This window comes from Escherichia sp. 20412-1 (genome assembly GCF_003027595.1).
In the GTDB taxonomy this organism is placed as follows: domain Bacteria; phylum Pseudomonadota; class Gammaproteobacteria; order Enterobacterales; family Enterobacteriaceae; genus Escherichia; species Escherichia marmotae.
The window spans coordinates 208,389-229,352 of sequence record NZ_PYQM01000004.1 but is presented as its reverse complement, the minus strand read 5'-3'; the positions used below and the strand labels follow the sequence as shown (position 1 = coordinate 229,352).

The 20,964-nt window shown below is 45.3% G+C and carries 18 protein-coding genes and 1 riboswitch; of the genes, 13 read left to right on the top strand and 5 right to left on the bottom strand.

Annotated elements, in window-relative coordinates:
* Nucleotides 1-678: 678 nt before the first annotated feature.
* From C7B16_RS05520 to C7B16_RS05505, 3 genes are all read left to right on the top strand, one after another.
* Entirely contained in the window at nt 679-861 is a 183-nt protein-coding gene (locus tag C7B16_RS05520) for a hypothetical protein (RefSeq protein ID WP_000870791.1), read from the top strand.
* Nucleotides 862-1,007: 146 nt separating this feature from the next.
* Nucleotides 1,008-1,727, top strand: coding sequence for a hypothetical protein (locus tag C7B16_RS05510; RefSeq protein WP_107179454.1), 720 nt, complete (start codon nt 1,008-1,010; stop codon nt 1,725-1,727).
* A gap of 11 nt (nt 1,728-1,738) precedes the next feature.
* Nucleotides 1,739-1,984, top strand: coding sequence for a hypothetical protein (locus tag C7B16_RS05505; protein ID WP_059259520.1), 246 nt, complete (start codon nt 1,739-1,741; stop codon nt 1,982-1,984).
* A 204-nt stretch (nt 1,985-2,188) separates the two neighbouring features.
* Here C7B16_RS05505 and C7B16_RS05500 read toward each other — a convergent pair whose 3' ends face one another.
* Nucleotides 2,189-2,395: a transcription factor gene (locus tag C7B16_RS05500; protein ID WP_107179459.1), complete on the bottom strand. Its 207-nt coding sequence runs from the start codon at nt 2,393-2,395 to the stop codon at nt 2,189-2,191.
* A 208-nt stretch (nt 2,396-2,603) separates the two neighbouring features.
* Nucleotides 2,604-2,700: riboswitch (TPP riboswitch) on the top strand.
* A 34-nt stretch (nt 2,701-2,734) separates the two neighbouring features.
* Here C7B16_RS05500 and thiM point away from each other — a divergent pair.
* The 9 genes from thiM (at nt 2,735) to C7B16_RS05460 (ending at nt 15,383) form a co-directional block, all read left to right on the top strand.
* On the top strand, nt 2,735-3,523 hold the full coding sequence (thiM, locus tag C7B16_RS05495; protein ID WP_107179453.1) for a hydroxyethylthiazole kinase: 789 nt from the start codon (nt 2,735-2,737) through the stop codon (nt 3,521-3,523).
* Nucleotides 3,520-4,320, top strand: coding sequence for a bifunctional hydroxymethylpyrimidine kinase/phosphomethylpyrimidine kinase (thiD, locus tag C7B16_RS05490; protein ID WP_016248946.1), 801 nt, complete (start codon nt 3,520-3,522; stop codon nt 4,318-4,320). The genes thiM and thiD overlap by 4 nt, the downstream gene beginning before the upstream one ends.
* A gap of 65 nt (nt 4,321-4,385) precedes the next feature.
* On the top strand, nt 4,386-5,201 hold the full coding sequence (locus tag C7B16_RS05485; protein ID WP_016248945.1) for a glycoside hydrolase family 25 protein: 816 nt from the start codon (nt 4,386-4,388) through the stop codon (nt 5,199-5,201).
* An 85-nt stretch (nt 5,202-5,286) separates the two neighbouring features.
* Complete coding sequence (locus tag C7B16_RS05480) at nt 5,287-7,830, top strand: DUF6493 family protein (protein ID WP_107179452.1); 2,544 nt, start codon at nt 5,287-5,289, stop codon at nt 7,828-7,830.
* Between the two features lie 27 nt (nt 7,831-7,857).
* Nucleotides 7,858-8,118 (top strand): DUF6493 family protein, encoded by a 261-nt coding sequence (locus C7B16_RS25215; RefSeq protein WP_258182528.1) that lies wholly within the window; start codon nt 7,858-7,860, stop codon nt 8,116-8,118.
* A 26-nt stretch (nt 8,119-8,144) separates the two neighbouring features.
* Entirely contained in the window at nt 8,145-10,514 is a 2,370-nt protein-coding gene (locus C7B16_RS05475; protein WP_258182527.1) for a DUF6493 family protein, read from the top strand.
* Between the two features lie 39 nt (nt 10,515-10,553).
* Nucleotides 10,554-13,238: a DUF6493 family protein gene (locus tag C7B16_RS05470; protein WP_107179451.1), complete on the top strand. Its 2,685-nt coding sequence runs from the start codon at nt 10,554-10,556 to the stop codon at nt 13,236-13,238.
* Nucleotides 13,239-14,591, top strand: coding sequence for an SWIM zinc finger family protein (locus C7B16_RS05465; protein WP_107179450.1), 1,353 nt, complete (start codon nt 13,239-13,241; stop codon nt 14,589-14,591).
* A gap of 45 nt (nt 14,592-14,636) precedes the next feature.
* On the top strand, nt 14,637-15,383 hold the full coding sequence (locus tag C7B16_RS05460) for a GntR family transcriptional regulator (RefSeq protein WP_000434029.1): 747 nt from the start codon (nt 14,637-14,639) through the stop codon (nt 15,381-15,383).
* Here C7B16_RS05460 and C7B16_RS05455 read toward each other — a convergent pair.
* Genes C7B16_RS05455 through C7B16_RS05445 form a run of 3 tightly spaced genes read right to left on the bottom strand, consistent with a single transcriptional unit; the run spans nt 15,357 to nt 18,597 of the window.
* Nucleotides 15,357-16,322, bottom strand: a complete 966-nt coding sequence (locus tag C7B16_RS05455; protein WP_107179449.1) for a carbohydrate kinase family protein — start codon at nt 16,320-16,322, stop codon at nt 15,357-15,359. The two genes, C7B16_RS05460 and C7B16_RS05455, sit on opposite strands and share 27 nt — an antisense overlap.
* Nucleotides 16,319-17,323 carry an ADP-ribosylglycohydrolase family protein gene (locus C7B16_RS05450; protein ID WP_000846195.1) on the bottom strand — a complete coding sequence of 335 codons (1,005 nt, stop codon included), beginning with the start codon at nt 17,321-17,323 and terminating at the stop codon, nt 16,319-16,321. The genes C7B16_RS05455 and C7B16_RS05450 overlap by 4 nt, the downstream gene beginning before the upstream one ends.
* Nucleotides 17,320-18,597 (bottom strand): nucleoside permease, encoded by a 1,278-nt coding sequence (locus C7B16_RS05445; protein WP_107179448.1) that lies wholly within the window; start codon nt 18,595-18,597, stop codon nt 17,320-17,322. The genes C7B16_RS05450 and C7B16_RS05445 overlap by 4 nt, the downstream gene beginning before the upstream one ends.
* 256 nt (nt 18,598-18,853) lie before the next feature.
* On the opposite strand from C7B16_RS05445, the gene fbaB reads away from it, so the two are divergent.
* Nucleotides 18,854-19,906, top strand: coding sequence for a class I fructose-bisphosphate aldolase (gene fbaB, locus C7B16_RS05440; protein ID WP_000129564.1), 1,053 nt, complete (start codon nt 18,854-18,856; stop codon nt 19,904-19,906).
* 115 nt (nt 19,907-20,021) lie between these two features.
* Here the strand turns inward: fbaB and yegS are convergent, their stop codons facing one another.
* Nucleotides 20,022-20,921 carry a lipid kinase YegS gene (gene yegS / locus C7B16_RS05435; protein ID WP_000753102.1) on the bottom strand — a complete coding sequence of 300 codons (900 nt, stop codon included), beginning with the start codon at nt 20,919-20,921 and terminating at the stop codon, nt 20,022-20,024.
* Nucleotides 20,922-20,964: the final 43 nt, after the last annotated feature.

The window sequence follows — 20,964 nt, the reverse complement described above, 5'->3', positions numbered from 1 at the left end:
TATATCGTTGGATATTACAGCGCACTAAGACCGCACGAATATAACGGTGGATTACCCCCAAACGAATCGGAAAATCGATACTGGAAAAACTCTAACTCGGTGGCCAGTTTTTGTTGACCACTTCAGATTCAGAGGTGTTTCATAACAGAGATGTATAGAGGATACTTTAGGTAATTAAAAATAAGGGGTCTAAATGCTTCTCTAACAGCATTAAGCAGGGTAGAGAATGGAAACCGCTTTGCCTACATATATAAACTCACTACAGGGCTTTACAGAGCGTTTTATAAAGTAACTAATCTAAGAACTCTCTGTTTTATATCTATCATCATCTAACAAATACAAAATAAGCCACTTAAATAAGCCTCTGGCGAGCTAAACAGCCATTACATAAGAGAATGTATTGCTTTTATCAAAACTTCGTTAGAACGCGTTTTAGAGCGTTTTAGCTGGTAATGAAGAATAGCACTACACAGGAGAGCACGAATCGCTAAGAAAAAATGTAATTACATGAAAAATATCTGATTTTTTATGAAAAGATATTGACAAATGTTTATTTATATGTAATAATAGGTACTAGAGGGACAGAAAAACATTCTTCTCTAAATAATCAAAATCAATGCACTTTGAAGCCGTCAGGCTTGCAAGGTGTTTTTCTTTTAACTGAATAAGGAGTTTTTTATGAAATGGTTTATACCGGAACACGTCGTAGAGGCATTTAAAAAAGGTGAGCTAACACGACATCAAGTAGTAATGAATCGTAATATGGCAAGGAGTCGAGGTTATCCAGAGCGTGAAAAATGCTTTGACGATGCACTCAAGATTATTGATGAACTGCGTAAGGCAGAAGCAGAGAAAGAATAATAACAGGAGAGGAGAAAACCAAATGAATATTAATTTTGATTCTGCAACTTATAACGCGTTGTTAAATCGCGCAAAGGCAGAAGGGAAATCAATTCCAAAACTTGTTAATGAACTACTAATTACAGTCCTTACAAAGGAGGAACTAAATGATCAAAAATATCAAAACAATTGCCGAAGCGAAAGCCAAATGTCTAAATCAGAAAGATGGTAAACAAAAATATGTAGTTGTTGAGCAATGGTTGAAGATGTTTAAAAAATGGTACTCACCATCTGGTAATGAATACACCGCTACACTGCCAGCCGTTGAAATCTATAGCTATATAGCTGGATTCAATGAACAAGGGCAAGAATGTTACGCTACTCAAAAAACATTAGCTAATATTGGAATGGTTAGTGATCGTCAGGTACGCAATATTATAAATATGTTTGTTGATATCGGAGTTCTTTCTGTAGAGGCACGCTACGGTCAAACATCACTCTATAAAGCATTACCCTTTACAGATGCACATATTACAGCACCAAGAGAAGCGAAAGCCTCTGTAAATGCAGAAAAGCCACAGACAGAGCAAGTATCTACTGTTAAAGCTGTTCCTGAACAGCTTCCCCCTACGGAAGATAAAAAAACACTAGAAACAACACGCTCTATTCAGCAGGAAAAAACAGAGCTTCCTTGGGGCGGTGTCACTATTTGCAAACCGAATGGACAGCCAACAGAAGCAGCCCTTGAGTGGGCTTTAGCTGAAACGCAGGGCGATAACATAGAGGCATACAGGCTAATTTCAATAGTGGTTTCTGAATTTACAGGAAGAGAACATATATACACGATACCTGAGACAGAAGAGGACGATTTTGACATTCCATTTTAATAAGGAGGACTATGATCCAATATTTAGTAAAAAATCAAGTAGACCGCATTCAGTGTAACGACACCGGAAAACACACCTACGAAACGCTTGCTTACCTCTATAAAGGAAAGCCAACACCGCTAAAATATAGCGATGTGTTACATCGGGCAGGTTGCTCTGAGTCAGGTTTAAAATTCTGGCTGAAACAGCTATCAAATTTCGGTGTTATTGAAATGAAAGAGCTGTCTTTTTCTACATTTAACCTCAAGAAGTTATAGAAAATAGAATTCATCTATTCCACGCTCTAATTCTATTTCTCTGTTTAATATAAAAGGAAAACATTATTATGGTAATAGCTATGTGGTGGTTGTTGTTTTTTATGCTCGTAGAAACATATGCAAGTAAGTCTGGAAAACAAAAGTAATATATTGATGATTTGTTTTTTATAACTTCGTGGTGTCAAGTCCGGCAGCTTTGAGTCGCTAGGTAAGATTTCTCATTTTGCTGAACTCTGTACCAAAGCTGGCTTTAAGTCCTACACCTTCGCAAAACTCTTTTTCCGTGACGTTTTTCAGATGGTCAACATATTTGGTCATCTGGAGGTGCATTTCCATCGTTTGGCTATTTCGTGATGCGCTGCTAATGGCTTTCTTAATGTTCTCGTAGATCTGGGTTCTGTCATTGTTTATCCCACCTATCAAATTTAGAAAAATAATATTAATTAGCTAATTAATATAATCAATGGTTTTCACCATCTGAATGATAGTCGTTAATTGTTTCTTTTTCATTCCTTCTATGGGGTACAAAATGGGGTACACAGAGAAGAGGCAATTAATGGAGGCGAGCTTGCATCTGCAAGCCACTTCCCCTAAGCTGGCACAAAATATAGAGATTCAACCAAACGACTCGGGGTGCCCTTCTGCGTGAAGGCTGAGAAATACCCGTATCACCTGATCTGGATAATGCCAGCGTAGGGAAGTCACAGACCATCAGGTCATTGCTTCTTCACGTTATGGCAGGAGCAAACTATGCAAGTCGACCTGCTGAGTTCCGCGCAATCTGCGCGCATGTTACACCTCTTTCACCAACTCTCTCCCCTTGTGCATTGCATGACCAATGATGTGGTGCAAACCTTTACTGCCAATACCTTACTGGCGCTCGGTGCATCGCCAGCGATGGTTATCGAAACCGAAGAGGCCAGTCAGTTTGCGGCCATCGCCAGTGCCTTGTTGATTAACGTAGGCACACTGACGCAGCTACGAGCACAAGCGATGCGTGCTGCCGTAGAACAGGCAACACGCTCCCAAACCCCCTGGACGCTTGATCCGGTCGCGGTTGGCGCACTCGAATATCGCCGTCATTTTTGCCACGAACTTTTATCGTTAAAGCCAGCGGCGATACGCGGTAATGCCTCTGAAATTATGGCATTAGCTGGTATCGCCAATGGTGGTCGCGGTGTGGATTCCACCGACGCCGCAGCCAACGCGTTACCCGCAGCACAAACACTGGCGAATGAAACCGGGGCTGTCGTCGTGGTCACGGGCGAGGTAGATTATGTTACCGATGGTCGTCGCATCGTTGGCATTCACGGCGGCGATCCGTTAATGACCAAAGTAGTAGGAACTGGTTGTGCATTATCGGCAGTTGTCGCTGCCAGTTGTGCATTACCGGGCGATACGCTGGAAAATGTTGCATCTGCCTGCCACTGGATGAAACAAGCCGGAGAACGTGCGGTCGCCAGAAGCGAAGGGCCGGGCAGTTTTATCCCCCATTTCCTTGATGCGCTCTGGCAACTGACGCAGGAGGTGCAGGCATGAAACGGGTTAACGCTCTGACGATTGCCGGTACTGATCCGAGTGGTGGTGCGGGGATTCAGGCCGATCTTAAAACTTTCTCGGCACTTGGCGCTTATGGTTGTTCGGTAATCACCGCACTGGTGGCGCAAAATACCCGCGGTGTACAGTCGGTGTATCGCATTGAGCCTGACTTTGTTGCCGCACAACTCGACTCAGTGTTCAGCGATGTGCGAATCGATACCACCAAAATCGGCATGCTGGCAGAGACGGATATTGTTGAAGCGGTGGCAGAACGGCTGCAACGTTACCAGATCCAAAACGTGGTGCTGGATACCGTTATGCTGGCTAAAAGCGGTGATCCGCTGCTTTCACCTTCGGCGGTTGCCACGCTACGCAGTCAATTATTGCCGCAGGTTTCATTAATCACCCCAAATTTGCCGGAGGCTGCTGCTTTACTCGATTCTCCACACGCGCGTAATGAACAGGAAATGCTGGAGCAGGGGCGTGAATTATTGGCGATGGGCTGTGGTGCCGTGTTGATGAAAGGTGGTCATCTGGATGATGAGCAAAGCCCGGACTGGTTGTTTACCCGCGACGGCGAACAACGGTTTACCGCACCGCGTATTATGACCAAAAACACGCATGGCACTGGTTGTACATTATCTGCGGCGCTGGCAGCGCTGCGTCCGCGTCACACGAATTGGGCTGACACCGTACAGGAAGCAAAAAGCTGGCTATCAGCGGCGTTAGCCCAGGCCGACACGCTGGAAGTTGGCCACGGGAATGGTCCGGTTCACCACTTTCACGCCTGGTGGTGAGCATCATACTATAGCTGCTTTGGCATTTTTCAGCGTGTTCGCGCTGAAATTCAGGGATGAAACCAATGCAGCTAAAAATAGCCAGTCGAAAAAAATTCACCGCCTTGTTCTGCGCTCTGGGGCTAATTTCCATCGTGGCGATTTATCCTCGTCAGACGGTGAATTTTTTCTGGTCGACAGCAATTCAGATTAAAGACTACATCCACTTTTATGGTTATCGCCCGGTCAAATCTTTTGCTATTCGAATCCCTGCCAATTACACCATTCATGGTATTGATGTTTCACGCTGGCAGGCGCGGATCGACTGGCAACGTGTCGCAAAAATGCGCGACAATGGTATCCGCTTACAGTTTGCTTTTATTAAGGCTACGGAAGGCGAAAAGCTGGTAGACCCGTATTTCTCGCGTAACTGGCGTCAAAGCCACAAAAATGGCTTATTGCGCGGGGCATATCACTATTTTTCTCCGTCGGTCTCAGCTTCCGTTCAGGCGCGATTATTTCTGCAAACGGTGGATTTCTCACAAGGCGATCTGCCAGCGGTGCTGGACGTAGAAGAACGTGGGAAATTATCGGCAAAAGAATTACGCAAGCGGGTAAGTCAGTGGCTAAAAATGGTTGAAAAGAGCACGGGCAAAAAGCCGATTATTTATGCGGGGGCGACGTTTTATCACACGAATCTGGCGGGATATTTCAATGAATACCCGTGGTGGGTGGCCCATTATTATCAGCGACGCCCGGACAATGACGGCCTGGCCTGGCATTTCTGGCAGCATTCCGACCGTGGACAGGTGGATGGCGTAAATGGTCCGGTGGATTTTAATGTGTTTAATGGCACGGTGGAGGAGCTGCAGGCATTTGTGGGAGACACACTTACGAAGTAAATTATAAAAATCAGAATTTCGGGGGCTGATAAAACAGGTAAACAACTTGGTATCATTGATAAAATTTCATGGAAGAGACTATCTGATGATACCTGTAGAACTCATTCAACAAAAAAATTATTCAGCCATTGTAGACTGGGCATTGTCATTAACCGAAGTTGAGCGAATTACTACCTTAAAGGAATTGTTGACGCTTGATTATAAATCACTTTGTTTGGGTGAATGTGTAGACGATGTAATCTCTTTGACAAAAATTGTTTGTGCTCGCAGTTATGCAGAACAAAAAATGTTTCCAGTTAGCTGGCCAGTGAAACATACATTGCTTCATGAAGTTAGCAGAAGTCGTTATCATACTATACACGATGCACTAATTACTTTTTTTACCCATTGCCCTCCTGATTATCTGGATAGTGTGCTTAAGGATTGTTTGCGCACGCCGCATACATACCCAGATATCCGCCTTCTATGGAGCTGCTATAAACATGGTTGGGTTATTTTTGACGAATCAGCATTTGCCAACGCATTATTTCACATTGAGATTTATACTCGTAATGCTCAGAATGAAATTGTTTGGATGCGGGAGAATTCACAGGTAATAGAAAAGGTCATTTTACCATTCCCGCAATATGACGTCCCAGTGCTTTTGCAAAGCCACTTCCATAAGGCCGACAACTCACATCAGTGTGGTGTTGTTACCGAGTACTGGGATGATGTGTTTATGCAACTGATTGCGGAAAATCTTCTGCCTCGTCAATTAATCAAGGAATTATTAACTTCATTAACAAATAACTTTAAAAAAGATCGCCTTAACTGGCATATTCGTCTAATAAAGATGTTTAACCCGCAAGAGGATGAATGGATTGCTAACCAGCAATTATTATTTTTAGGACTGAATGCCAGTAATAATACGGTAGTAAATTTTGTTATTCAGATGATACAAACATTTTGCTGTCATCCTGAGTTTGACCATTCATCATTTATGCAGTATTTTCCGGTTATTAGCGGACGTGAAAAATGCGATAAAATATTATTCTTAGCACTTGATATTGCCGAGGTGTTGGCAGAACGCTATCCCCAATATCGTACAACACTGGCGAAAAACGTATCTGGCACCTTAATTCAGCGCACCGAAAAATTACAACTACGCACAGTTGAATTAATGATGAAATACCAATCAGCACAGGATGTGGCCGCGTTAGCTGAGCCATGGTTGGGGAGCTTAAAGCACAGTGTACTGGCACTGTTGCAATGTGATTCACCGTTGGGCGAAGGTTATGTAATTCCCATGCTACAACATGAGATGGTCATTATTCCTGATAGCTGGGATGGGGTGTTGTTTCAAACAGGAAAAATGTTGGAAAATAAAGAAGAACTGGATATTGAGATTTTTTATGCCGGGATTATTGCTTTGCAAGATAAACTTCCTGGTGATTATAAAAAACAATTGCAACCCTATTATAAAAAATTGCATAAAAAGTATCTCGGATCATCAATACTCTATAGCCTGCGGGATTTTTTTCAGCAGTGGTTTAATGATGAATACGCATCAACGCCAGAGTGGCATGAACGGCGTTTACCGCATTTACAGAACCAAAACCAACTGGTGCTGGCGCGACTGCGTGATAACTGCCACTTAACGTTACTGGCAACACCAAGTCACACGCCGTTCTATGTTTCGCCGCAAATATTGGTGGAGCGATTATTGGCCCACGAACGCGAGAATTATCCGGTTGATCTTGATGATTTAATTGTCGCCTGTAATCGTATTTTGCCTGGCGAGATAATAGCAGAAGTGAAGCAACAGGCATTAATGTTAACAGGGAAATATGCCCAGGCGGTGCAATATTTGTTGGGGATCACTGATGAAATATCGGCAACAAATGATGCGTTTTTACCACTCTGGACGCAGATTACACGTACCCGAAGTACAAACGGGGTGTTTCCACAATATGAATCTATCGCCAAAGAGCTGGTGAGTTGGCCTGGCATCCTCCAACCATTTACCTGTACATATCGCATATTAATTGATAAGAATAAATATAAAACCTGGTACAGACTGGTATTAAATAACAGTGTGATTCATTACGGGAAGAGAGATAGTCTTCACTCTTATCCTGCTCATTATTACTATATTAGTCTCCGTCGTGATGAGTGTTGTCACTGGAAGGACTTTTTGTATTATTTATCCCTGGTGCCAAATTATCCAGATTGCTGGTTAAGTTTTTTTGTTCCAGATACAGCAACGGGAAACGAAGTCGATGGGGTTGAAGAATGTTTATACCCTTTGCAATATTTACTTGAAAAACAACTTCACGTTCATCACGCAGGTTGGATCTACATTGCAGTTTGTTTACTTTTTGAGAAAAAAATTAGCCGCAATTTGGCCGCTGAATATATACAATTGGCTATCCAGCATAACTTTATAGACAGTCACTATCTGTCTGAATGTATTGCTTATTTATTGATGAATAAGTATGCTCCGGTTAATAGATTTATAGAATATCTTGATAACCACAACAGCGATCCAGCAGTACGAAAATTCCAAAAGAAAATTGTTGAGAATTGCATCACACTGGCTGGTGACAAAGAACTCCCCATTAATTATAAAAAAATTAATAGCTTATCTTAATGAATTTACTCTACAAGGATGTGAAGAGTGACCGATATTAAAGAACAATACACTAATATTATTGAGTCGGGAAATTCAGAGCAGTTTATTGCTTTCTTGAAAACGCAGGATGAAAAACTGCGCAATACGTTGGTGCCGTTGATTAAAAGGGATGTAAAACGGTTATACGAACAGTTTGACCGACAAAGTGGGCGGTATAAGGCTACTGCTGTTCAATTAGATATGTTAGGTGTCGCTATACTAAGTTGTTTTACGTGGAATGATATAAAAAACTTTCGCCACAATTAGTTCGCCAAAATAATACTATTAACAGAGTGCTTCAATGGTATTGTCCACCATGGTTTGCTAAATTTATAAACTTGTATATACAGGAATCTCATAAACGTGGCTACGGTTTTATATTTTATGAAGAGTTAGCCGAATGGTTAAGTCAGGGGTATCTGGAACGTCAGACTCTGGAGGATGAAACAATAGCACAAACATTAGTTCCTCCACATGAGTCACTGGAAAAGTATCCCTTTTATTTTGAAGAGCATATCTGGTTAGTATTTCACTATCCGAACTATCTTTCTACCCGATGGCTGGAGTCTATAAAAACATACACAAAAAACCAACGCTTAGATCGCTTCCGCCTTCTTAATGAAAGCCTTCTGGCCGTTAATCGTGGTTTTAATAAAGATCAAACGAATTTTTATGCCACATTATTCAGCGCACTGGAGCCGACTGGTGATGAATGCTTGCAACTTCAGGATGAACTCATAGCAACATTTTGTTGTCCGCATAGTAAACCTGTTACGACGTCCCTACAGGCTATCAAAAAGATCCTTGATAACGACGATTTTCATCGTGATGAGTTTCTTACCCAATTACCATTACTGTTATCGTCAACGACCAAAGGCGTTGTTGATAGCACTTTAACCATTACCGATAAACTTGCGAAGCAGAATCCCGAGAAAAGGGCGGAAATCTGTCAACATCTGACGGGAGTCTTTATAAATAAAGATGCCAGTTTGCAAAATAAAGCAGCAAAATTAATTTCCAAATACGGTAGCCCTACTGAACCTGAACTAAGCTCACTATTAATGAGTTACTCCGATAACATACTTATTGGCGCTCGGGAATTATTAACTGACTTTCTTGATACCAAACCCATGGTTGTTGATGAAACGGTACAATTGTACCCGGTTATGCCGCTGATTCGTGATGATAATCGTATCCCCGAAATTGAAACCTGGGATGATTTTATTTTCCTGGTTGGTAGGGCGTTTCATAATCTTGACTCCTTTTCTTTTGACCAACTCCCTGCGGCACTGTTACGTTTTTCAGAACAAATTAATAAAGACAATATTGAACAATTGAAACCCGCTTTTGCCAATGCTTTGAAAACACTTCATACCTGGTCAGGTACTCAAGGAAGTTTCGATAAAATACTGGCAAGTTTCTTTATGGAGTTTGCAGATTTTATCCAAACAAAATATCACAATGAAAATATTGACAGGCAATGTCAAAAATATCATGAGCTAATTAATCATCAAGATAAGTATCAAAAGCTAAATTGGGGATTTAATGAGTGGCAGAAATCAACGAAAGCAGTATTTCAGCCATGGATTAATATTTTATTAAACACACTTACATTACTTAAAAAATCAAGCGGCCTACCGTTGCTTTCGACACCAACTCATCTTCCCTGTTTTATTGAACCACGTATTTTAATTGACCGTCTATATCGATATCAGCAGGCTGGAGAATCACCTTGCGGATTCGATTTTCAACTCGCGATACAGCGATGTGTTCCAGGCACAGAAAGCCTGTTGCCCAATGATTTTAACCGCCAATATTCAGAACTGATGAACTACTTGCGCTCTGGTAATGTTTCTTCTCTGGACGCCGTAAATGATGATGATCTAGTGCTTACTGCAATTTTAACACGTCAGGTTTTTTTACCCGATGTTGATTCTTATACCAGAGGGAATTTGTTATTGGCGAAGCGAGACACTCCGGTAGAAATATTGAAAAATAAGTATGATTGGAAATTATTAACAAAAGTTAACCAGAATCAATATACCAATAAAGAAATTGTTTATAAGCAACTCCATTTTGATATTCCCCGTTATTGGCACGATGAAAATTCAACATTATTTTATGAATATAGTTTTATGCGGTTTCCTGAAGGGCATAGTGCAGATCGAAAGCGAATATTATTCTCTTTCCCCTGGCATAGTGAGGCAATGCTGGCGCGCTTCATAGCAATTAATTTTAAAAATGCTTCTAAAGAAGCCAGAGAGATCATTAACCTGCTTCAGGCCATGCTTGAACTGCCTTTGCCACTTTCACCCATGGGTCATCTACTTACCGCTTTTTGCATGCTTCACGCCGACAAAACGGTGCGTGCTCTTGCTGGCGAACTATGGATTGAAAAGCTGCGTTATCCACAAGGTGTGAATTCTACCCATATCGGCGACATCCTTGGACGGTTGGAAAAAGAGAGCTGGGCACCACTCAAACGCTTTACCGATCTCGCCATGCAGTCGCTTATCAATATCAGTTTCCGGCACAATCAGGCATTACTTGAGATGGTATGTGCAATGGATAGCCATTTGAGCACGGTAAAAATCACCAATTACAAAAAGCTGACTGAACTACGGCAGGAACTTGAAGGTTTGGTGCTGCATTGTAAAAGCTAATTTAGTACGTATAAAAAAAGATATTCAGAGAGGAGAATAATGGATACGACTCAAGAGCATTACAGCAAAATCATTGAATCAGGGAATTCAGAACAATTATTAGCATTTCTGAAGTCGCTGGATGATAAGCAGCGGAAAAATTTAGTGCCGCTTATAAAGAAAGACGTGAAACGATTAGGCGAGTATCAATGGCATGAAGTAAGCATCGGTGGTTTTCGTGGAAGAACTTACCAGCAAGATGGTACAAAAAATCAGTTAGAGATGCTTAGCGTGGCGATCATCAGTTGCTATGCACGAAAAGACTGTAAAAATATTGAACGTAACTTGTTGAGTTCTAATGAGGCAGTTAAACAAACACTCAAATGGCACTGCCCGGAATGGCTTACTGATTATATTAATGGTGATATTAAAGGTGGAGATTTTTCAATAGATTATGCCACTCTCTGCGACTGGATTGCCGAAAAATATGTTGGTAATATTACACCGCAGGTTATTGTTAATAAAATTACTTCAGCATCAACTCTTGAAAACCATCGTTTTTCTTTAGACGATCATATCTGGATGGTGTTTAATTATCCGTGCAGTGTTTCATGGTCAGATCAGTGGTATCCAAAGGAAAGTAAACCTGAGGATGCCGGGGAACGAAAATGGATATATTTCTTCAAAAAATATATCACGGAAAAACGCATCAACAGAATAAAAGTATTAAAAGAAAGTTTGCTCGCGGTTAATCGTAATTTTAATCGTGAACAAACATGCTGGTACGCAACGTTATTTTCTTCACTGCAACCGACAGCGGACGAATGTTTGCAACTTCAGGAGGCGCTATTTTCAACATATTATTGCCCGCACAGTAAACCTATCACTACGGCATTGCAGGCAATCAAAAAAATATCCGAACATCCTCAATTTCACCATGATGAGTTTATCTCCTGCCTTCCACAGTTATTTTCTTTCACCACTAAAGGTATTGTCGATAGCGCATTAACGATTGCTGATAAACTGGCGAAACTGCACCCTGATAAAAAATTTGAAATCTGCCAACACCTCACCACGGTATTCCTCAGCAAAGATGTCGGGCTACAAAATAAAGCAGCGAAGTTAATTGCAAAATATGCCAGTCCCTTAGAACCAGAAATAAGTTCGTTATTAAGTCGTTATGGCGATAATCTGCTTACAGGCGCTCGTGATTTATTAACCGACTTTCTTGATGTTACGCCGCTTACGTCCGATAAATCTGCTGAACTTTCTCCCGTATTTCCACTGATTCGTGAAGATAACCGTATCGCAGAAATTGAAACCTGGGATGATTTTGTCTTCCTGGCAGGCCAGGCATTTCATAACGTCGAGTCGTATCACTTTGACCTGTTACCAGCCGCATTATTACGTTTTGCTCCTGAAATTAATGAAGAGAATGTGAACCAACTGGAACCGGCGTTTATGCAGGCGCTTGAGGCATCTGAACATATTTCTTTTTTTGAAGGAATGCTGGGCTTTTTCTTTATGGAATATGCGGCAGAACTTATCTCACGTTTTCCACTACAGACAGCAAAAATTAAAATAATGTATGAAGATTTTAAGAGTTTAAAAAATACAACTGACAAATGGAAAAAGATAGACTGGGGGTTTCATTCCTATGATACAGAGAACAAAAAACGAAACCGCTCATGGATTGCGTTTTTCAAAAATATTCTGTTGTTATTAACAAACCAGGCAAATCTGCCTTTGCTTTCAACACCCACGCATCTACCTTGCTTTATTGACCCGGCGGTGTTTGTTCAGCGCCTTTTGCAATACCAGAATGCGGGTGTGGAGCCTTGTAGTCAGGATATGCAACTTGCGATTCAACGGTGTGTATTTATTGGCAATCAGCCTGACATTTCACAACTTAACCCCGGATATGCTGCATTAGTGCGATATTTGTTATCCGGTGAGCAAGACGCATTAGCACACGTTGCGCATGATGAATGGAAACTGGCGGCCATTATTACCCGCAGTGCGGTGAACGCTGATACAACCTCTTTTGATGTAGGGTATGCATTGCTGGAAAAACATGCGTTACCGATGGCGTTATTAAGCAATATGTTCCCCTGGTTCATCAAGGAAAACAAAGCTCACCTCCCTGTTCGAACATTCAACTTTGACGTCACAACGGCTGTTCAAAATCTGGAGATGACTTTGTTCTATGCTGACAGTTTCATGCCTTGCGATAAATACAGTTACTTTGGCGGAGAGTATAAGCGGCGAACGCTGTATGCTTTCCCCTGGCAGGGTGATGTCACACTCATGCGTTATATTGAAATGAATTTTCATGATCCAAACATTTCATCAACGAAATCGAATCTGGAGATCCTTCAGGCCCTGTATGATCTACCATTGCCACTTTCTCCAGTAGGGCATTTGCTTACCGCGCTTTGTATGCTTCACTCTGACAAAACTGTCCGTGCACTTGCCGGAGAGTTATGGATTGAGAAGCTACGTTACCCACAAGGTATCAATTCTGCCCATATCGGCGACATTCTGGGGCAGCTTGAAAAAGAGAGCTGGGCACCACTCAAACGCTTCACCGATCTCGCCATGCAGTCGCTTATCAATATCAGTTTCCGCCACAATCAGGCATTACTTGAGATGGTAAGTGCAATGGATAGCCATTTGAGTACGGTAAAAATCACCAACTATAAAAAGCTCAACGAGCTGCAACACGAACTTACAAGGAAGTCATAAATGGAAGAGATACTCACTTATAGTTACAACATCCCATCCGCTTTGCACAAAACGAACGGTAAAGATGAATTACGCCTGGCGAAATACAGCGAGATTCAAAAGGCGTCTGACGCGCCCTGTTTTTTTATCGGCCAGGTCAGGCAACCTTTTATGATGGCGCGCTGTTTAATTGCACTTTCCAATGTGGTGAAGTCGAGTTTTAACCTTTCGCCTGCGCAACTGGCGCAACTGGCGCTACTGAAAGATCCTATTGTCAGCGCAGGATATGAACGGGTGCGTTTTGAAGGCTTTTCTCATTGTGCCGGAGTTTATGCGCGGCTTGATATTTTGCCCGATGGCTTAAACGGTGAGTTTTTACAAAGCGGCACGACCAATGTCGATTTTAACCAGCCCATGCTTTCGGCATTAGCGGGGGTAAGCAATAGTGGAGATGTTACATTATCCGTCGGTCAGAAATCGGTGGGGTTACATCTGGAAAATCACAAGGTTATTGAACGCAAAGTGCCACTTCCGGTGAAATGGATCAAAGGCTTGAGTAGTGTGCAGGTCTATCTTGCGCAATCAGCAAAAGGTCACCAGTTCACAAAAGTCCAGGCGCAGCAACTGTTTCGCTCATTACCCAAAGGGCAGGTGAAAACCGATTACTATTTACAGGTGCGTGGTACGACACCACAGTTTTCGCCCGTAAAATCAGTCAATGCGATTTGTATTGGCGGGCTGCATCGTCTGCGCTTACTGGAACCCTTGTTACCTTTTGCTGATTGTTTGCAGGTCTTCGCGCAACCAGATATGCAATCCACCACCTGGCAACTCTGGTTTGGCGATCTGCGTTTTACGCTTTCTTTATCTCGTGATTGCTGGCGTGGATTTTCTGGCGAAGGGGCGACGCTGGATGCGCTAAATGAGGGGATTGATGAGAGTTGGCTGACTATTTTTGATGAGCATGCACAGGCCAACCAGACCATTAGCCCGGCATTTTTTGCTTCTGGTGGCAGTCAGTGGCTGGGAAAAACCGACACCCTGGCCGCGCAACTGGCGGCAATGGGATTACTGGGTTATGACCTTACCGATAATGCATATTTTTATCGCCAGTTGCCGTTCAAACTCTCCCGCATAATGACTCTGAATCCCCGTCTGAAAGGGGCAGATAAATTACTGCAAGAGAACAAAGTTGAAATTATTAGCCAGCAGCCAGCCAGAACAGAGGCGCGAGTTGAAGGAAGTGGGGTACGACATACCGTCATTCTCGATGCAAATGGTGAACGCTGTACCTGTGAATGGTTCAGTAAATATCAGGGCGAAAGAGGGCCGTGCAAACATGTGCTGGCGGTGAAGAAACTGCTAAGGCAATAGGTGCGTGATATACTCCTACCAGACTCCCCGGCAGGAAAAAGACAAATGGAACAAGCGCATACCCAGCTTATCGCTCAACTGAACGAACGTATTTTAGCGGCGGACAACACGCCGCTTTATATTAAGTTTGCCGAAACGGTAAAAAATGCCGTGCGCAGTGGGGTGCTGGAGCATGGAAATATTTTGCCCGGCGAGCGTGATTTAAGTCAGTTAACCGGCGTTTCGCGCATTACGGTGCGCAAGGCGATGCAGGCGCTGGAAGAAGAGGGAGTGGTGACGCGTTCGCGTGGCTACGGAACGCAGATCAACAACATCTTCGAATACTCGTTGAAAGAAGCGCGAGGTTTTTCTCAGCAGGTGGTGTTGCGTGGGAAAAAACCCGATACGTTGTGGGTTAATAAGCGAGTGGTAAAGTGTCCCGAAGAAGTTGCGCAGCAACTGGCGATTGCCGCGGGCAGCGATGTCTTCTTGCTTAAGCGTATTCGCTATGTGGATGAAGAAGCGGTATCGATAGAAGAGTCGTGGGTTCCAGTGCATTTAATTCATGATGTTGATGCCATCGGTATTTCTCTCTATGACTATTTCCGCAGTCAGCGTATCTTTCCCCTGCGCACCCGTTCCCGCGTTAGCGCCCGAATGCCGGATGCCGAGTTTCAGTCACATATTCAGTTAGATAGCAAAATACCGGTGCTGGTGATCAAGCAAGTGGCGCTTGACCAACAGCAACGGCCTATTGAGTACAGCATCAGCCACTGTCGCAGCGATCTATACGTTTTTGTGTGTGAGGAGTAGTTCTTCGCGCGTTGGCGCGCAATCACCGCCGCGATGTCCGACAACCCACGACGCTACCGCATTGCCCAGCAATACGGCGTCTGCCAGTGGGAGACCGGAGGCCAGTCCGGCAAGCACGCCACCAGCATGGCTATCACCTGCGCCAATAGTGTCCACGACTTGCGTTGGAAATGCCGGAACGCAATCAGAAGCGTTGTTGCTGAAATACCACGCGCCTTCTTTATCGAGACGAACGATCAGCGGCGCGGCAAATTTCTCCTGCCATTGCGTGCCAAGCATTGTGATATTTGCGGATAAAGCAAAACGTTCGGCGGCAATCTCAGCTTCCTGGCGATTGAGCGACACCAGTGGCCGACAGGCCATGATGCGCGCAAGCAATGCATCCGAGATATCGTCAATCCGCGGGCCGAAATCAATAAACGGCGTCACGTCTTGCAGTCCTTCCAGCCATTCCACTAACAATTCGCCACAGGGCGAGGACAGTTGATAACCGGAAAAATAGAGCAGGCTATCTGGTGCAACGGTTAATCGCGTCAGCCACTGGCTATTCCACTGATTTTCCACACCGCTGAACGACATAAAGGTACGTTCACCATCAGGTTCAACCAGCGCCAGACACCAGCCGTTATCGCCTTCGGCGTTATCGAGCAGGCTGAGCAATCCCTCTTTTGCCATCCGGTTACGAATAATCTCCGACCACACCCCCTGACCGAGCGGCAGGGCGTTATCCGCTTCTATACCGAGGCGTTTTAACGTCACGGCAATGTTCAGCGCACAGCCGCCAACATTTACGCTCTGCTGTTTCAGTTCGATATCGCACCCGCGCCAGGGCAGGGCGTAAGCGTCAGCGATCACATCAATGACAGCCGCACCGACAACCATCACCGGTTGACGCGTAGTTAATTGCGACAGCAGCGTGTGTAACCTGGTGCCGCTCATACCGCCTCCCGTTGTTGGCGATACTTCGCCAGCGCCGTGGCATAGCGGTTGAAATCAAGCTGATTAACCGCATCCAGCTCAGCCTTTAATGCCGGATCGATAGCATTTACGCCATGCAATGCGCCACAAATCGCCGTCGCCATAGCGCCGATGGTGTCAGTGTCACCACCAAGATTGGCGCACAGAATAGCGCAGCGGTTCGGATCGGTTTGTGCCAGTTCAACCAGCGCAATGGCGCACGGAACGGACTCAATAGTGCTGGTGCCTGCGCCAATCACTTGATATAGCTGTTCGCTGGCAGATTCGGTGCCGTCGGCGTGACGAACGATTTTTAGTGCAATCTCCAGACGTGCCGCCAGTGAGGCGCTGAAGGTAGTGATGCGTTTTTGTTGAGCATGTCGCGCAATCGAGGGTAGAGAATCAACAATCGCTGACCAGCTTTCGCCGTCAATGGCACGAGAAATCGCCCATGCAATAACCACCGCCCCCGCAATCGCCAGATCGGATTTATGGGTCGGGCTGGACGCCAGCGCCACATCATCAATAAAGGAATCAACATCACGCGCCGGGAGTAAACACCCCAATGGTGAGACGCGCATCGCCGCACCGTTAGTCACACCGTTGTTTTCCAGTTCAGCGACGGGTTTACCGTCGCGAATGGCGTTAAGCGCAATTTTTGAGGTCGGGCCAAGCACGTTTTTGTTGAAGGCGTCGAAACGCAGTGCCCAGTCGAGGATTTTACGCCCAATCAGATCCGGGTCGATCTCGCCTTCGCGTTCCAGCAACGCATCCGCCAGGCACAGCGCCATCGAGGTGTCGTCGGTAAATTCGGCGCGGTTAAAATAGCAGGCCGCGTTATTCTCCTTTGGGCCGGGCAGAAAACGGTCAATCCAGCCAAAATGCGCTTTGACGCGGCTGCGCGGCCAAAGCTCGGAGGGCATCCCCATCGCATCCCCTAACGCCTGCCCGTAAAGAGCACCGAGAATACGTTCTGTTTTCATTTTGCTTCCCCTTGTGTCAACGCAATATCGCGATCATCGACCCTAATAGCCGTAATTTCGTTGTCGGATTCGCGGAAAAAAATCATGAACAGCACGGCGATAATGGCAATCATCACCGCACCGAAAGCCCATATCCCGGCCCAGTTGAAGGTCAGCCCGTTGACTGGTTCCTGATAAGCGAACATCATTTCCATCATCACGCCGCCAAGACGATAGCCGAGCAAACTACCGAAACCTTGGCAGCAGAGCGTAATCAACCCCTGCGCGGCAGTACGCATGTGCACGGGGGCTTTTTTGTCGACATAGATGTATGCGGTAACGTAGTAAAAATCGTAACTTACGCCGTGCAGCAAAATGCCGAGGAACAATAGTGCGTAGGTGAAATATTCATCCGCGCTGCCGTAAATAAAGAAGCCATAACGAATCGCAGCGGTGACCAGACCAAGTAATAATACCTTTTTGATACCAAATCGTTTGGTGAAAAACGGCAATGCCAGCATAAAGAAGATTTCAGAGAACTGGCCGAGCGTCATCCAGCCGGTCGCGTTTTTCATACCGACTTCGGTCAGATAACCGTTGGCAAAGATGTAATAGAACGCCAGCGGCATAGCAAACAGGAATGAACAGAAGAAAAAGACGAGGAAGTTTTTATCGCGCAGCAGGATCAGTGCATCCAGGCCAAGCATGACTTTAATATCCATTTTGCCAGTGCTTTTTGGTGGTGTGTCGGGTAGGAAACATGCAAACACACCGAGCAGAGCAGAACTTCCGGCGGTAATCAGCAGCGGAATATTAGTCGGTGAGATATCGGCATAACCCAGCATTTGCGGCAAGAATCCACATGCCAGACCAGAGGCAATCCAGCCGATAGTACCCATCACACGAATGCGTGGGAAATCACGTTCCACATCCGGCACGTTGGCAAAGGCGATGCTATTAGTCAGTGCAATGGTCGGCATATAGGTTAGCGAGTAGGCCAGCAGTAACGGGAAGAATCCGGCAAAAGTGGTCTGTTGCGCAGCGAAATACATCAGCACTGCACCAGCGAACATCAATACAGCCAGCACTTTCTGCGCCGAGAAAAAGCGGTCAGTGATGGAGCCAACCAGAATAGGGGACAGGATCGCCGCGATGGCGGTACAGGCATACGACCAGCTAATTTCTCCGGCACTAAACCCGCTTTTACTTAACCACAGCCACAATGGTACAAACCACGCGCCCCAGATAAACCATTCAACAAACATCATGAACGACAGCTTTGCTGTTGTTTTCATCTTTTGATTCCTTCATGACAGGTAATGTAAGGTACGCGCTGACAATACCATTTGGTGATACCTTTTAAATACCTTTGTGGTGAAATCTTGACCGTGGTAACACTTTTTCTGATGAGTCGTGCCAACAGGAAACGCTGAAAAAACAGCCGAAAGATGGAAAAAATAGCTCATAACGACCAGGATTATAATTGCCCGCAAAAGGTGGGCCAGGACAATCCATAGCCGATATCCAATCGGAATTTACGGGAGCATAGTAATGACAGATATTGCGCAGTTGCTTGGCAAAGATGCCGACAACCTTTTACAGCATCGTTGTATGACTATTCCTTCTGACCAGCTTTATCTCCCCGGACATGACTACGTAGACCGCGTGATGATTGACAATAATCGTCCGCCAGCGGTGCTGCGTAATATGCAGACGCTGTATAACACCGGGCGTCTGGCCGGAACCGGGTATCTTTCTATTCTGCCGGTTGACCAGGGGGTCGAGCACTCCGCGGGGGCTTCATTTGCTGCTAACCCGCTCTATTTCGACCCGAAAAACATTGTTGAACTGGCGATAGAAGCGGGCTGTAACTGTGTGGCGTCAACTTATGGCGTGCTGGCATCGGTATCGCGGCGTTACGCTCACCGCATTCCATTCCTCGTCAAACTCAACCACAACGAGACGCTAAGTTACCCAAACACCTACGATCAAACGCTGTATGCCAGTGTAGAGCAGGCGTTCAACATGGGAGCAGTGGCAGTTGGCGCGACCATCTATTTTGGCTCGCAAGAGTCACGTCGGCAGATTGAAGAAATTTCTGCGGCCTTTGAACGTGCACATGAGCTGGGCATGGTGACCGTGCTGTGGGCTTATTTGCGCAACTCCGCCTTTAAGAAAGAGGGCATCGATTACCATGTTTCCGCTGACCTGACCGGTCAGGCGAACCATCTGGCGGCGACCATTGGCGCGGATATTGTCAAACAAAAAATGGCGGAGAATAACGGCGGCTATAAAGCGATTAATTACGGTTATACCGACGATCGCGTTTACAGCAAGTTAACCAGCGAAAACCCGATTGACCTGGTGCGTTATCAGTTAGCTAACTGTTATATGGGGCGCGCAGGGCTGATTAACTCCGGCGGTGCCGCGGGCGGTGAAACCGACCTTAGCGATGCGGTGCGTACTGCGGTTATCAACAAACGCGCGGGCGGAATGGGGCTGATTCTCGGGCGTAAAGCGTTCAAGAAATCGATGGCCGACGGCGTGAAACTGATTAACGCCGTGCAGGACGTTTATCTCGATAGCAAAATTACGATTGCCTGATGTGCTTCATTTATCTGGCCTGCGAACAACACACCTCCCGTAGGCCGGATAAGGCGTTCGCACCGCATCCGGCAAAAATTGATGTACCCCTGTTCAGGAGAGAATAAATTTTTGACTAGCGCAATAACGGGCAGTCCGGCGGTAATCGACAACGCAACGCCGCCGGAAGTATTTCTATATGAAAACGTTGGCCACTTAATGGTTCGCCATCAAGGTTAAAGGTGATTTCATGCGGCGCTTGTATCTCGAACCACGCCGAAGCGCCTTCAACAATATTCGGGTTTTCTTCATCAGGTTTTAAGGTTGAGAAGAGAGCGGGAAGAATTTCGTCACCGGTGAAAATACGCAGTTGCAATAACCCATCGTTAATCAGCGCATTCGGGCACAGTTGCTGACCGCCACCGGCCTGACGCCCGTTGCCAATACCAATAACCAGCGCATCGCCTTGCCAGTGAAAATTTTCACCACGGATTTCGCAGCGGTCCGGTTGCAACGTATCCATGCGCATTAAGCCGTGAATGATGTAAGAGACGCCACCCAGCGCGGCTTTTAATTTCTCCGGTGTTTCGGTGGTAATGCGCGTACCAAATCCGCCCGTCGCCATGTTGATAAAACAGGTTTGTTTGTTGACCTGCGCCATATCAATCGCAATAGCGTTACCGGCAATTGCCAGTTTAAGTGCCTTATCCAGCGCTTCAGGAATACCCACACTGGTGGCAAAATCGTTCGCTGTACCTAGCGGCAATATTCCCAAAGCAGGAATGTCATCACCTTCGCACTGAATCAATGCCGTGGAGACTTCATTAATAGTGCCATCTCCACCTCCGGCAATTACCGTTGCAACGCCAAGCTGACGGGCTTCAGCAACATAACGCGCGGCATCATCTTTCTCCCAGGTGGTTCGTACATGGATCGTCATTCCTTCCTCACGCAACAGCATAATCGCTTCGCGCAATATCTCATTGCCAGCACTTTTGCCGTTAAGAATCAGTAAGCTGGCGGGAAAATCTGCCATGGTCGTCTGCCTTTATGATTGGTCTGTAGATAGTGTAGAGCAG